Below are 13,481 nucleotides of genomic sequence, written 5' to 3'. Positions count from 1 at the left end.
TATGGATCAAATAACTCAGAAGGCCGAAGTTTCATGTGAAGCACGGGGGACCCATTATTTGGGGTGAAGCCGCGTCAGCGGCCGGGTGATTACTCTTTGATCCGAATCCGACAGCTAACCTCGCAGGCCGCAAAAAGGAGAGGTTTATTTTGAAACGTTACAAAAAGCTTGTGGTTACCGGCGCAATAGGATTGAGCGTCCTCGTAGGTTCGAGTGCTGCAATTGCCGCACCAGCAACCCATATGGTATCAGGTAATGATACAATGTGGTTAATATCCCAGAAGTATGGCATAAGCCTATCTTCGCTTATTAAGGCAAATCCTCAGGTTGCCAATCCGAACGTGATTTGGTCTGGTATGAGCCTCAACATTCCTGGCAGCACGAGCACAAATGCAGGTACTAAAACGCCAGTTACGACTGCGCCATCCCAAACAACTTTTGCTAGCCAAGTCGTTAACTTAGTTAACCAAGAGCGATCAAAGGCTGGACTGCGTCCTTTAACCAGCAATAGCGCACTTACCGCCATGGCTTTGGACAAAGCGAAGGATATGTACAACAATGGTTATTTCGATCATACCTCGCCGACTTATGGGTCGCCTTTTGATATGATGAGCACATACGGCATTCGTTATTCCTACGCAGGTGAAAACATTGCAAAAGGTCAACAAACGCCTGAAGCTGTCATGAAAGCTTGGATGAACAGCACGGGTCATCGTCAAAACATTCTAAGTCCTAACTTCACCCAAATCGGTGTTGCTTTTTACAACGGCGAATGGGTACAGGAATTCATTAGCAACTAACGTAGCAACATTTGTCTGCAGAATATTTCAAGTAAAACCAGCAACTTTTTGTTGCTGGTTTTTTCGTTTTTTTAAATTTACTGTAGTATTTGGGTGTAAGTGGTTCTGAAGAAAAATTGCAAATAGGAAGAGAAACTTATTTCTTGTCTACTCCGTCTAAATTTTAAACGTAATAATCAGAGTGAGTATTGGTAATTGGCAGCTTTTAGTTTACCTTTTCTTCGTGTCAGGTCTCATCGATACCAGTTGAAGAGATAGGAGAGTTTCTATGTTTAAAAAAATAAGTCTTTGCCTAAGCGCTATCGTCATAGGTTTCTCGTCATCCGGGCTGCCTCAGGTATCACAAGCGTCTTCTTCATCGGATATTCAAGTGAATTATCCCATTTTTCCAGTTACCGTGAACGGCACGGCCATGGACGTGAGTCACAGCGAGTATCCTTTGCTGGTTTATAAGGATATCACGTATTTTCCCATGACGTGGAACAATACGTCCGCCCTTGGAATGTCTGTTCAATGGGACGCCGTTAACGGATTATCGTTGCAAAAGAATGACACCTGCGTGCCGCTAAAGCAAAATTTGTCGCTGCAAATCAATTCCAATGTCGGAAGCCAAAAGGCTGCGCTTCTCCCGTTCCCTGTCAAAGTGAACGGACAATCGATTATAAATTCAGAAGAACCGTATCCAGTGTTGTTTTACCGGGACATTACTTATTTCCCGATGACATGGAGATTCACACATGATGTGTATGGGTGGAGCACAAGTTGGGACGATGGACGCGGATTCGGCATCGAATCATGCGGGGGAACATCGAATACCCAAACGAAGCAATCCGATGATTTGAATCTTGCGAATGGCGGCCAGGTTGCGGTTCAAGGGGATTGGATCTACATGAATCCTGCTAATAATTATGAAGGACCGAATCGGCTCGTGAAAGTGAAAAAAGACGGCAGTGGAGAAGTGAAGCTGGCGGATGATAATGCCAAGTCTATTAATATCGTAGGGGATTGGCTCTACTATACGGTTTCCGATCCTTCAAAAAATAAAATGGAGGGTATTTTCAAAATAAAGACTGACGGAAGTCTGCGTTCACTAGTATCTGCCATACCGACCACTCAAATATCGGTTCAAGACGGTTGGATTTATTATATCCGCCAGACCTTTCAACAGAGTGCAAGCATTAGCGGTGGCGGTTATTTTGTGCCAAGCAGTCTCTATAGAATGAAGCTCGATGGATCGGCTGAGAAAGAACTCGTCGGTGGCGAAGGGATATCCCAATTTTTTATAGACACAAACGAAAACGGAATCTATTTCCTAATGCAGGATACCAAAGCGGAACCCGGTAACTTGTATCGAATGAACCTCGACGGCTCCGCTCGTAAGAAACTTCAAGACAACGTAACCAAAGCTTTCGTCATAGATAAATGGCTTTATTATATTCATAATTACAGTAAACAACTAAGTAAACTAAGTGAAGATGGCTCTGTTAACATTCCGCTATATACTTCGGACGAATGGATAAGCACGATTCATTACCGCAAAGGTGAGATTTACATGGTTCGCGGATCGTTTGGTATTCACGGCTCCGCAGTTATCGATAAGCTAAAAATCGACGGAACAGGGCTTACGAGACTTGGGCAAGCGCGCGCAACTGCGCTTTATTTTGCTGATAAAACACTATACTATCCGCAGTCTTGGATGGGGAACAATCCTCTCGAACATATTGAAGTTAATTGACCACAAAAGGGAATGACCGAGCGATAGGGAGGCGATTGCATGAATCTATACTTTAGGGATAATTTTTTTAATAGCGGTATTACGGAGATTCTGGACGAACAGGAAGAAAACGTCGGTCATCTAGATTTGAAGAGCCCTTTTGGATCTGCGATCGAGGTGTATGGGCAGAATGGCCAACTTTTGTGCAAAGGAAGTTTTCCGATCTTCTCAAGCAAATGGGAGGTTACGGGTGCAAATGGTGGGCAATTAGGCGTGTTGAGAAGCAGAGTTGCGTTTTTCACCAAGAAATTCACATATGAAACCGAAAGGCGAGGTAACTACGAGATTATATCCCCAGTATTTTCAAAAGAATATGAGATATCTGATGAATCCGGCGCGCATGTTGCCCGTTTCGAACAAGTAAACGGAAGGTTTTCTTCAGGCGCTTTTCTTCTAAACAATCAATGCGAATATTTGGATACTTACGAACTTGTCGCGGTGATCATGGGAATGCACGCGATTCAGAAAAGGCAGAACACTGGGGTAAACAACGCAATCTATTGAGTGAGCTATGATCTATCCATTATGACTAAGAGGTGATCTCATGGATTTACGCAGCACAATTAGTGAATACGAACAGTTTTGCAAATGGACAAATATTTTACACCAACTTAGTGATGAGGATTGGCACAGCCCAATTAAAGAAGGAAAAGTATCGATAGCCGGAATCATCGCACATCTTAGAAATTGGGATCTTCATCTAATGAATGTTGTCATTCCTTCCATCAGGGAGGGAAAAGGAATGGAGTTTCCCGATTTCAACTCATTCAACAGTAAAGCATATCAATACGCAAATTCGGGTATTTCGAAAGATCAACTCCTTCAAGAATTCTCAAGCGACAGAATGAAACTGATCGATACATTAAAGTGCATGAAATCAGAGGAATTACGGTTAGAAGTATCAGCAAATGGTGTGTCAAATTGTCCTAAAACAGGTACGCCATACTCGCTGCTATACATAATTCAAGAATTTACTGAGCACGATGATCATCACAAAAAGCAAATTATGAGTGTTCTTGATTGAGTTAACGTGCAACGATAGTGAAGGAGCTTGCTTCGCAGCAGCTCCTCTTTTCTTTTAAACGGGCTTGTTAAGAGAAGTCCTTCCTGCCAATCATTTTCTGCGCGAAATCGGGGTCTTCCAGCAGCGGTCGCCCGATAGCTACGGCATCCGCCAGCCCGTCCCCGATGATCCGGTCCGCAAAGCTGCGGGTATAGATTTTGCCAACGGCGATGACTGGCACGTCTAAATGCTGCTTAATGACTGCTGCATCAGGCAGTTGGTAGCCTGGATGAGTATCCGTTGGCTGGATGGGCAGCAGGCCGCCAGATGATACGTCAATCGCGTCAAGAAGATTGTCCGCTACGAGTGGTTTGAGCATCAGCGCAAGCTCCTGCGGATTAAGGCCGCCATCGACGTAATCTGTCGAGGAGATCCGCACGATAACCGGATAATTACGGCCGGTTTCGGAGCGGATTGCGGCAAGTGTGTCTTGCAAAAATTTCGCCCTGCCTAGAGGCGATCCACCATACGCATCGCCGCGGAGATTGGAAATCGGCGACAAGAACTGGTGAATCAAAAATCCATGAGCCGCATGTACCTCAATTCCATCAAAACCCGCCTCAATGCTGCGTCGTGCCGCCAAACGGTAATCCTCAATGAGGGCCTCAATTTCGGAGATAGACAATTCCGAAGGTTTTCCGTACGTGTCGTCATAAGGAATCGCACTTGGAGCAATGAGCCGCTTCGTTACTTCCGGATCCGACTTTCTTCCTCCGTGAGACAATTGAACGAATATCGGTGTATGCTTGGTGTGAACGGCTTCAGTTACTCTTTTTAGAGCATCGGTGTGTTGATCCGAATAAATGCCAATGTCGTTAGGCACCAGTCTGCCGTTATCGGACACAGCCGTCGACTCCACGATAATTAATCCTACTGCATTGGCCCTTCTAGCGTAATGCTGAACATGATGCTCTGTCGCATAACCTTCCGGCGAACCTTTGTATTGCTGCATAGGCGCCATGATTAACCGGTTACGAAGCTCGACGCTGCCAATGGTGATAGGGGTGTCGAGGGTAAGTGATTTTGTAGTGATCATTTGTTATCCACTCCTTCAAATTATCTTATAATGACATTGTATAAAGTTAGAGTTATAATTTACATACATAAATCATGTTAATAATAACATCTGTCCTTCATATTAAAGTTAAAAGTACGATCTGAGTATATAAAATGAAGGAGGAATCACTTTGGACGGAATCGATAGTAAAATTCTATCATTGCTGCATGAAAACGCACGAATGCCGGTTGCCGAAATTGGCCGGACGATCGCGATGACACAGCCTGCCGTTACGGAACGGATACGCAAGCTTGAGGAACAAGGGATCATCGCCGGCTACAAGGCGGTTCTCTCACCCAAGAAGCTCGGCAAAGACGTCACGGCGTTCGTGCTGTTCAAGACGAGCAATTGTCTGGATTTCCAGGAATTCTGCTCGCAATCTCCGGATGTCATCGAATTGTATCGCATCAGCGGGGAGTATAATTTTATGATGAAAATAATTACCGCATCGATGGAATCGTTTACCGTTTTTCTCGATTCGTGCAGCCCACACGGTTTCTCTTCAACGCTTATCGTACTTTCGGCGGCGATTGAAAATAAGCATTTGATCGCTGACAATGGCGAATAAAGGGCTTCCTCCGAGGTTTCATCACCTTGCCGAGTATTGAAAGTTGTTCAAACATTAATTAAACTAATGGAAAGAAGAGTTAATTAGAGGAGTGATTTTAATGAATATTAAAATAGATGATTTAACGGGATCTAAAGTGGTTGCATTAATCGGGGAACATCTTCAGAATATGGCAGCTCTATCTCCGCCAGAAAGTACACATGCCCTAAATCTTGATAAATTGAAAAAACCAGAAATTACCTTCTGGAGTGGTTGGGAACAAGATGAATTAGTTGGTTGCGGGGCAATTAAGGAACTTGATAGTCAACACGGTGAGATAAAATCAATGCGAACTTCTTCATCACATTTAAGAAAGGGCGTTGCAAGACGAATCCTTGAACACATCATTGAAGAAGCCAAGCGACGTGGCTATCAACGGCTAAGTTTGGAAACGGGCTCAATGGATGCTTTCGAACCAGCTAGACAACTGTATGAAAATTTTGGATTTCAATATTGCAAGCCATTTTCGGATTACATAGAGGACCCAAATAGTGTATTTATGACAAAGGAATTATGAGATGACACAATGGATAATCATATAACAATTCAGGCTTTAAAATATGGAGATTTACTACATTATGAATGGAACACAACTTTATTAGAGAAGACCGATTCACACATTTTTGTCTTAAGCGAGTACGGAAGAAAATTAAATCATTACACGAAGCAAAAGGTATTTACCATAAAGGCTTGGACTATTGAATATTTCTCATTTCATTCATGGTTTACGGTTAGTGCCGATGTAGTGGGCGGTAAAATTCAACAATATTATTGCAATATAAACCAACCTGCGAAGATTAATGGTAACATTGTTTCTTTTGTGGATTTAGATCTAGATTATGTACAAAGAAACGGTGAATGGAAAGTTGTTGACGAAGATGAGTTTGAGAGCAATGCATTAAAATTTGCATATCCAGAAGCTCTAATTCATAAAGCTAGTAAAGAGTTACTGGGCCTAAAGGAACTTATTAGAAATAAAACGTTTCCTTTTGATGGATCAATCGAAATGTTTATTGACCGTATTCCAAAATAAATTTATGGAGGGTATTGGTGAAAAAACACTTCTATGGGGTGGCATCTCCGCCACAATACTCAGTTTAATTATTTGGAGAATACTTGACGTGAATAAGCTATTTACAGTGAGGAGCTGGCTGTGTGGCAGTTCCTCTTTTTTGTTCAAATCTTTTGAAAACGCTATTATTTTTGGCCATTATGTAACGGTCATAACAGAAATTATTAATTTAATTGGGAAAAAGGAGCGTTTGTAATGACTCAACAGGAAGATATTATTAGGACAGGTTGCCAGCCGTACAAAAGCAGCACAATAAGAGATATATCTGTGATTTCGAATATGGTGATTACCTCACCCCTCTGATAAGATACTACCAAAACAGTAGAGACGAAAGGGTGGAATATATGCCATTTTTATCATTAACGAGTTGGAGCTTACATCGGAATCTGGGACCCTTGCGGTGGACCCGTTGGGATGATAACACACGTACTCAAATAACGGTTACCCAAGACCAACCTGAACTCATCTCTCTGCTTGAATTGCCGGAGATTCTTGCGAAGAAAGGTTTTAGATCACTGGAAGTGTGTCATTTTCATTTTCCAGATACAAGCGAAGAATATTTGCAAGAATTAAAACATGCATTCACAGAAGCGGGACTCCAGTTTTACACGCTGCTAATTGAATACGGTGATATTTCCAGTTCGGATGATTTGCGCAGACAATCGGACATTTCTTGGATCAAAGGATGGATCGATATTGCTGCACGAGCAGGAGCTGAAAGGGTGCGCGTGATAGCCGGTGATGCGGAACCTATGGATCAAGAAGCTTTGCAGAGATCAGTTGATGCACTACGAGAACTAAGTTCTTATGCTGCTGTGCAAGGAGTACGCGTTGTTACAGAAAACTTTCACTCACTAACATCAATTGCGGATAATTGCCTTGCTTTATTGGAGGGATGCGGCGAGCTCCTTGGGCTAACCTCGGATTTTGGAAATTTTAAAGGGACCGAGAAATATGGTGAACTTGCCAAAACGATTCCACATAGTGAGTCGATCCATGCCAAAGCACAAACGAATGCGGATGGGTGTCCGGATGAAGCTGAGTTTATTCGCTGTATGGAAGTTGCCAAGCAAGCTGGGTATGAAGGTCCTATAACTCTTGTATATGACGGACCTGGCGATATGTGGGAAGGCATTGAGCGCGTAAGGAAGCTTGCAACACCTTATTTGATTTAAACTCAATTGTGGGTAAGAGAAGAAATTTATCACCATACAAGCCGCTTATATTGCGGTTTTTTTGTTTATTATATGAATACTAATCATATGATTGTTTATGTAGATGCCGTAAAATGGGAGTTACAGGAAGAAGATCAGGATCTATTCAAGAACTAACCAAAGGGGATGGTTTGTTTGATAAGACTTTTAAAGTACGATAATCTTGCATTATTTAAAAAAGAGGTTATCTCTTTCTTAGTACAATATGAAGCAGAAAACAATTTAGTATTAGGTGTCTTACAATCTTTAAGTGAAAAAGATGAAATTCCTTTTTTTATGGCTACTGTACTAAAAGATAATGAGTTAGGGTTGGTTTTACTACAAACAAAACCTAGTCAAATTATTTTGTCAAAATCTGTTTCATTTACGTCAAAGGAAATTCACGAAATAGGAGAAAAGCTGATTACCGCAACTCAAGATATACCTGGCTTTATTGGTGAAAAGAAATTAGCTACTGAATTAGCTATGTATATTTCGAACGTTAAAGGGATTCAAGCAAGTGTCCTCATGTACCAAATCATTTATAAACTTGAAAAAGTTAAGAAAAAACCTAATGCAAATGGAAAAATTCGGAGTGTTATAGAAAGTGATCATCACATTATTAAAGAGTGGGTTTATCAGTTTTGTAATGAAACAAACCAACCTATAAGTTTAGAAGAAGCAGATAAACGAGCTTCAAGAATGATTGATAAAGGAAATTTAGTTGCATGGGAAGTGAACGGAGAGTTGGTTTCCATGGCTGCTTCTACACGACCAACCCCAAATAATATAACAATCAGCTATGTTTACACACCAATTAGCGAAAGAAAAAAGGGATATGCTTCTGATTGTGTTTCAGCTTTCACTCAAATCTTGTTAGATCGCGGTTATAAAACAACAAGTTTATACACGGATCTCAATAATCCTACTTCCAATAAAATTTATATTCAAATTGGCTATCATGCGATAATGGATTCAATCGTTCTTCTTTTTAAATAATTATACAGGGAGGAACCTATGGAGGATTTCAGTCAAATGTCTGACCGTTTTGTGAAGGCACATTTCGGTGACCGTGCCCAAAATCTTGTGTCCCTTGCTGCCGGTGATTGGTCGAAAGCCTATTCCTTCATGCTCGACGGGCATGCAATGGTTATCCGCTTCGGCACTTATCTGGACGACTTTGAAAAGGATCGTGTGATGGGCACACTTTCCTCGGACACACTTCCGATTCCGAAGGTTCTTGAAGTAGGCGAGACGGAGAGCGGCTTCTACGCCGTATCCGAGCGAGTCTCTGGAAAGCATCTAGATGAGCTGAATGGGCCTGAGATACGACTTGTCCTTCCGCAATTGCTAGATGCTCTCTACGAACTTCAAAAACTTGACCTCACAGACACAGAGGGAGTTGGCCTTTGGCGTCCAGATGGGGCTGGTCCGAGCTGGGGGGCCGAGCTACTCTCAGTAGCTGAGCCCAGGGATCGACTCGCGGGCTGGCGCGAGCTACTTGACGCCTCGCCTCAGGAGGCACGGGTCTTCGATGCTGGGGTAGAAATGCTGCGTCAGCTCGTATCAATGCTTCCAGAGTACCGCGGAATCGTCCATAACGACCTCTTGAACCGAAATGTGCTGGTTGACGAAGGGAGGCTAACGGGGGTAATCGACTGGGGAAATGCGTTCTATGGTGATCCTCTTTACGATAACGCATTGTTTCTTTATTGGTGGCCTTGGTTTCCGCAATGGCAAGAGATTGACTTGCAGGAAATTCTAGATAATCACTGGGACAAACATGGAGGCGAGCCACCACAGATGGAAGAGCGTCTTCGCTGTTGTCTCATCCACATCGCTCTCGATCATATTGCCTACAGCGCTTTCAGGCAACGTACAGAGGATATGAGACGCCACGCCAAGCAATTGATGACCTACATACGTACGCTATAATTAATCATTGAGTCAAAAACATGGAGGGAATCTTCACAATGTATGAGTTGAATGAACTATTTCGTAAAAGAATTGGCATTCCAGAAAATCAAAAAATTACATTTGAATCATTAGATAACATTCTTAGGAAAACAGCAACATCGCTTCCTTTTGAAAATTTAAGCATCATTTCAAATAAAACAAGTGCTATAACAAAAGAAAGTTTGATAACCAAAATGCTCGTAAAAAATGAAGGTGGTCTATGCTATCAATTGAATCCACTGCTTTATTTTTTCTTAGTTGAAAATGGGTTTAATGCAGCGTTAGTTCGCGGAGAAGTATATAATTATGCAATGAAGGACTTTTCAAAACTTGGGAGAACTCATGTTACTATTCTTTTGCAGCATAAAGGTCAAACGTACTTGGTTGATACCGGATTTGGTGGAAACCTACCACTAAAACCTGTGCCGCTAAATGGAGAAACTACTTCCTCTGTGAATGGAGAATTTCGAGTCAAAGCAATGGAAAGTGATTATGGCGACTATCTACTTGAAATGAAACTAAAATATAAAGATACAGATTGGAAAATAGGGTATGCTTTTGATACCAAACGACCATTAGAGAATTTATCTGAATTGAACGAAGTCCAAGGAATCATAGTCCAGCACAAAGAATCACGATTCAACAAAACCCCACTGATTACCCAACTTACAAGCGATGGTAATGTAACGTTAACCGATACTTCTTTCACACAATGGATTAACGGTAAATCGGAAAAAGAACAGATTGACAACATTAAATTCAAAGAGCTAGCAAAACAGCATTTTGGATTTCAAGAACTATGAGAAGCCGTATTGAAGCGGTTTCTTTTTTTTGATTTTCTTGTTCACTAAAATTCGATGATAGAGTAGATGAAAAGGCTGCCAGATGCCCAATTGGACGATGGCAGCCTGCAAGAAAAAGCCTAATCTTTTGGTATATAAAAGCGATTATTCCCTAACTGTATGTCCTGCAGAGTATCAATGCCGTCGACGTCATGGTCGAAGAAAAGCATACGTGCCGTGGTACCGTCCTTATACTTGAGAATTATTGTGTTACCCGAAATGGTGTATGTTCCAGTATCGCTCTTAGAAGTGGACGATTGGGTATCGGATACGATAACATCCAGGCTGGCTATGCTAAGGTCAGTGCTCTCGAAAGTGCCGTCGCTTGCAAAGGAAAGGTATTCGGTCGATGATGTGGAAAAAGCATTGATGCCAACAAGGCCGCTATAGCTGATATATTTGTACGTTCCCTGTAACGTCAATCCATTCGTAACCGGTGCAACAGGGGTCATGAAAACACCGTCAATGTACAGTTCTCCATTTTTTGATGTTTCGATGGTACGACTGTATCCCGCGCTTAAATTGATCTTACCTTCAGAAATGGTGTAAGTGCTGCATTTATCCCGGGTACAATCAATCGTTTCCGGCCCGCCTTGCGGAGGTGCTCCGACCAAGATGTGGTTGTCGGGGAGAAATGTATAGATATCCCAGCATGCACCACCGCATTGATATCCTCCGAAGTCGTCTCTAAAGCCGTAGTACATGCCTTGCAGAGCTGACAGATCGATGGGTTTACCAACCGGCTGAACAGGAGTAATTGGTGTAGTTGGCTTGGGCTCTTGGGCCCCGGGCGCCGGTGTCTGGGGCGTAGTTGGTGGGGTCTGCTGCTTAGCGGCATAGTCGGCTAGCCGTTTTAGCATCTCTTCCTTTGTGAGGCCAAGACTCGCCAATAAATTTTCCGTAACAACGGAGATTTCCCGATTTACCGGATCCCAATGAACGAGTGCCCCGGTCGCTTCCCCAATAAAACGCAGGGGCACCATTGTACTGCCATTCACAATCAATGCGCCTTGGCTGAGCTCGACCTTTTTTCCGTTCACCGTGGCATGGGAATCGTCAATACGAAGCTCAATTTTTAGCCCTGACTTGGACCCCGTTACAAGTCGCTGTGCTTCATCCCACTTCACGTCCATACCTATCGCTTCAAAAAGGGGTCTGAACTGAACAAGTGTAGTGCCGTCTGTTAGAAGCGGATCCACTTGAAAAGAGATCCTCGCGGTATCGACGAATACTTTCAGCGGCGGCTGGTCGGCAGCGTTTGTTTTAGCTGCAGGATACACGGAGAGGAGGATGATGACGAAGAGTAGTGAACATATAAGCATGTGACGTGACAAGCGCAATGCAGATACCTCCTTGAAACTCGATTTTTATGTGAACCATACATAAGGCTAATCGAATTTCCTATATTTCCCAAGGTGCAAAAGTATCGTTTTCTACGCGTTTTTCCTCGAATCTGCTCGAAGGAGCATGGATTGCCCACGCCACGACTTGCTCCGGACTTCAACGTCCGGAACAGCCGCTCCTATATTTAATAACTAGTGTTGACCGCTTGCAAGATTTTCAACGAAACCAGCAAGCAGAACATCCAACCCGAACGAAAACTCTTCCTCCCAATTCACAGAAGTCGTGTAAGCGGCTAGCCGGATAAAGTGGGGATATCGCTCCTTAGGCAATGCCTCAATCTCTTTGTATCTTGTCTCCGATTCTTCTCGGCTTTCCTGCGAAAGCTTCGCGCGATCACGCAATCGACATTCTTCATCGACAAAGCCGTAGATGAAGTTCTTGAGCATGGAAGCAAGCCACGGCACTTGAACTTCCTGAAATCCGGCTTCGACGAGCGCACGAAACAGAAATTCGATATGGGCCAAACGGTTAGGGCTTGCCGCATGCGTCGCATTCATGATGTGTACAGCGTCCGGGTATTGCAGCAGACTTAGGCGGAAGCTCATCGACCACAGCCGCAGCTGCATTTTCCAATCCAAAGCGGTATCGGGAAAATCAATCTTCGTGCTGATCTCTTCTGCCAAGAGATGAAGCAGCTGTTCTTTGTCCTTCACATGGTAATACAAAGATGAGGCTTTCACGCCAAGTGAATCGGCGATTTTGCGCATGCTGATGCCATCTAAGCCCTCAGCTTGCAGAAGTTCCAGCATGATCCCGACAATTCGGGCACGATCGAGTGGCGTGTGAAGCGGCTCACTCCGATTTGTGTCCTTATCTGTCGTTAAGGGATGAATTCGTCTTCTTGCCATATGGGGTCACCTTCCATTTTATCTCTTGACAAGTATAGCACAACAGTTTAATCTAACGGTATTATATTATTATTTATCACTGTTAGATTAACCGAAAAGAGGAGTGTATATACATGCAAACAACCACATTAGAAAACATTGCCCGTACTGCCGGGGATATTTTATCCCATGCGTGGAAAGCAGTCTATGACGAGGAGAAGGATGAACTGACCGAGATGTTCAAGAAGTTCGGCGATCGCGCCTATGGTGCGTGGATTCAAAAATTTATGACGCCGGTCGCAGAGCGGCTTGCCGCTGATGGTTTCATCATCAGGGGCGGATTTAACTTAAAAGATTCCATTGAGAACTGGGGTCCGCCTGAAGAACGGGAACGGTGTGTATGGTATGTCGTAAAGTCATCGGAAGGTGAAGAACTGGGTACGTTGGTGCTGCAGGCCTATCATTCGCACCGCTCGTTCTTCATGCCAAGAGCACCGCGGATATTGGCACTTGAAGTTACGGATCGGGAATCCATTATCGCCGCACTCTCAGATGCTTCAACCCGAATCCGCTGGGATTTAAGGGAGGAACGAATGCCTCAGCCGCAATTACAATCCTTCCCTAGTCAGCGGTTCGAATACGCGACAGATACCTCAATCGGAGATGGACTTAAGCCCGCAGCAGACGGTCAGCTGTACAGCTGGAATTTGGACAATGCGCTAGGCCATTGGGGGAGGTACGGATGGGAACTTGTGTCCGTCGTTCCAGCTGGTGGCAAAGTGATTGCGTACTTCAAACGCCCGCTGATGGACTAAACCAACCTGTAACAACGGGGAACTCATAATAAATTAAAAGCTGACGGAGATAAAGGGTTGTCCCTAAGTAG

Annotated in this window: 15 protein-coding genes and 1 riboswitch; of the genes, 12 read left to right on the top strand and 3 right to left on the bottom strand. The window is 43.5% G+C overall.

The features are described 5' to 3' along the window. Positions 1 to 11: 11 nt before the first annotated feature. Positions 12 to 144, top strand: a riboswitch (cyclic di-AMP (ydaO/yuaA leader). Between the two features lie 5 nt (positions 145 to 149). The 4 genes from GC098_RS20405 (at position 150) to GC098_RS20390 (ending at position 3,598) form a co-directional block, all read left to right on the top strand. Next, complete coding sequence (locus GC098_RS20405) at positions 150 to 800, top strand: CAP domain-containing protein (RefSeq protein WP_246358759.1); 651 nt, start codon at positions 150 to 152, stop codon at positions 798 to 800. A gap of 268 nt (positions 801 to 1,068) precedes the next feature. After that, positions 1,069 to 2,535: a DUF5050 domain-containing protein gene (locus GC098_RS20400; protein ID WP_171645095.1), complete on the top strand. Its 1,467-nt coding sequence runs from the start codon at positions 1,069 to 1,071 to the stop codon at positions 2,533 to 2,535. A 39-nt stretch (positions 2,536 to 2,574) separates the two neighbouring features. Continuing rightward, positions 2,575 to 3,078 (top strand): LURP-one-related/scramblase family protein, encoded by a 504-nt coding sequence (locus GC098_RS20395; protein WP_171645094.1) that lies wholly within the window; start codon positions 2,575 to 2,577, stop codon positions 3,076 to 3,078. A gap of 40 nt (positions 3,079 to 3,118) precedes the next feature. Next, complete coding sequence (locus GC098_RS20390) at positions 3,119 to 3,598, top strand: DinB family protein (RefSeq protein ID WP_171645093.1); 480 nt, start codon at positions 3,119 to 3,121, stop codon at positions 3,596 to 3,598. A 67-nt stretch (positions 3,599 to 3,665) separates the two neighbouring features. On the opposite strand, the gene GC098_RS20385 is transcribed toward GC098_RS20390, so the two are convergent. Further along, a complete protein-coding gene (locus GC098_RS20385) occupies positions 3,666 to 4,673 on the bottom strand; it encodes an oxidoreductase (RefSeq protein WP_171645092.1) in 1,008 nt (335 codons plus the stop codon). A gap of 151 nt (positions 4,674 to 4,824) precedes the next feature. Between GC098_RS20385 and GC098_RS20380 the strand changes: the two genes are divergently transcribed. From GC098_RS20380 to GC098_RS20350, 7 genes are all read left to right on the top strand, one after another. Continuing rightward, the gene (locus tag GC098_RS20380; RefSeq protein ID WP_171645091.1) at positions 4,825 to 5,262 is read left to right on the top strand and encodes an Lrp/AsnC family transcriptional regulator; all 438 of its coding nucleotides are present in this window, start codon (positions 4,825 to 4,827) and stop codon (positions 5,260 to 5,262) included. Positions 5,263 to 5,362: 100 nt separating this feature from the next. Beyond that, the gene (locus GC098_RS20375; protein WP_171645090.1) at positions 5,363 to 5,818 is read left to right on the top strand and encodes a GNAT family N-acetyltransferase; all 456 of its coding nucleotides are present in this window, start codon (positions 5,363 to 5,365) and stop codon (positions 5,816 to 5,818) included. Between the two features lie 9 nt (positions 5,819 to 5,827). Then, positions 5,828 to 6,334: a DUF402 domain-containing protein gene (locus GC098_RS20370; protein WP_171645089.1), complete on the top strand. Its 507-nt coding sequence runs from the start codon at positions 5,828 to 5,830 to the stop codon at positions 6,332 to 6,334. A 383-nt stretch (positions 6,335 to 6,717) separates the two neighbouring features. Further along, positions 6,718 to 7,548, top strand: a complete 831-nt coding sequence (locus tag GC098_RS20365) for a sugar phosphate isomerase/epimerase family protein (protein ID WP_171645088.1) — start codon at positions 6,718 to 6,720, stop codon at positions 7,546 to 7,548. Between the two features lie 174 nt (positions 7,549 to 7,722). Then, positions 7,723 to 8,565 (top strand): GNAT family N-acetyltransferase, encoded by an 843-nt coding sequence (locus GC098_RS20360; protein WP_171645087.1) that lies wholly within the window; start codon positions 7,723 to 7,725, stop codon positions 8,563 to 8,565. Positions 8,566 to 8,583: 18 nt separating this feature from the next. Then, the gene (locus GC098_RS20355) at positions 8,584 to 9,501 is read left to right on the top strand and encodes a phosphotransferase family protein (RefSeq protein ID WP_171645086.1); all 918 of its coding nucleotides are present in this window, start codon (positions 8,584 to 8,586) and stop codon (positions 9,499 to 9,501) included. Positions 9,502 to 9,539: 38 nt separating this feature from the next. Beyond that, positions 9,540 to 10,325, top strand: coding sequence for an arylamine N-acetyltransferase family protein (locus GC098_RS20350; protein WP_171645085.1), 786 nt, complete (start codon positions 9,540 to 9,542; stop codon positions 10,323 to 10,325). Positions 10,326 to 10,444: 119 nt separating this feature from the next. Here GC098_RS20350 and GC098_RS20345 read toward each other — a convergent pair whose 3' ends face one another. Further along, positions 10,445 to 11,704: a stalk domain-containing protein gene (locus tag GC098_RS20345; RefSeq protein WP_246358757.1), complete on the bottom strand. Its 1,260-nt coding sequence runs from the start codon at positions 11,702 to 11,704 to the stop codon at positions 10,445 to 10,447. A gap of 195 nt (positions 11,705 to 11,899) precedes the next feature. Next, positions 11,900 to 12,616 (bottom strand): TetR/AcrR family transcriptional regulator C-terminal domain-containing protein, encoded by a 717-nt coding sequence (locus GC098_RS20340; protein WP_171645084.1) that lies wholly within the window; start codon positions 12,614 to 12,616, stop codon positions 11,900 to 11,902. Between the two features lie 113 nt (positions 12,617 to 12,729). Here GC098_RS20340 and GC098_RS20335 point away from each other — a divergent pair, with 113 nt between their 5' ends. Next, positions 12,730 to 13,410, top strand: a complete 681-nt coding sequence (locus GC098_RS20335; RefSeq protein WP_171645083.1) for a DUF6022 family protein — start codon at positions 12,730 to 12,732, stop codon at positions 13,408 to 13,410. Positions 13,411 to 13,481 lie beyond the last annotated feature (71 nt).

This window comes from Paenibacillus phytorum (genome assembly GCF_013141715.1).
GTDB classification, from domain to species: domain Bacteria; phylum Bacillota; class Bacilli; order Paenibacillales; family NBRC-103111; genus Paenibacillus_E; species Paenibacillus_E phytorum.
The sequence above is the reverse complement of the archived record's forward strand: the minus strand, read 5'-3'. Positions and strand labels throughout refer to the sequence as shown.

Bases quoted from the DNA above. Each gene is read 5' to 3' on its own strand.
- GC098_RS20370 (WP_171645089.1), top strand. From the start codon at position 5,828: ATGGATAATCATATAACAATTCAGGCTTTAAAATATGGAGATTTACTA.
- GC098_RS20375 (WP_171645090.1), top strand. From the start codon at position 5,363: ATGAATATTAAAATAGATGATTTAACGGGATCTAAAGTGGTTGCATTA.
- GC098_RS20395 (WP_171645094.1), top strand. From the start codon at position 2,575: ATGAATCTATACTTTAGGGATAATTTTTTTAATAGCGGTATTACGGAG.
- GC098_RS20385 (WP_171645092.1), bottom strand. From the start codon at position 4,673: ATGATCACTACAAAATCACTTACCCTCGACACCCCTATCACCATTGGC.
- GC098_RS20355 (WP_171645086.1), top strand. From the start codon at position 8,584: ATGGAGGATTTCAGTCAAATGTCTGACCGTTTTGTGAAGGCACATTTC.
- GC098_RS20365 (WP_171645088.1), top strand. From the start codon at position 6,718: ATGCCATTTTTATCATTAACGAGTTGGAGCTTACATCGGAATCTGGGA.
- GC098_RS20340 (WP_171645084.1), bottom strand. From the start codon at position 12,616: ATGGCAAGAAGACGAATTCATCCCTTAACGACAGATAAGGACACAAAT.
- GC098_RS20350 (WP_171645085.1), top strand. From the start codon at position 9,540: ATGTATGAGTTGAATGAACTATTTCGTAAAAGAATTGGCATTCCAGAA.
- GC098_RS20335 (WP_171645083.1), top strand. From the start codon at position 12,730: ATGCAAACAACCACATTAGAAAACATTGCCCGTACTGCCGGGGATATT.
- GC098_RS20390 (WP_171645093.1), top strand. From the start codon at position 3,119: ATGGATTTACGCAGCACAATTAGTGAATACGAACAGTTTTGCAAATGG.
- GC098_RS20400 (WP_171645095.1), top strand. From the start codon at position 1,069: ATGTTTAAAAAAATAAGTCTTTGCCTAAGCGCTATCGTCATAGGTTTC.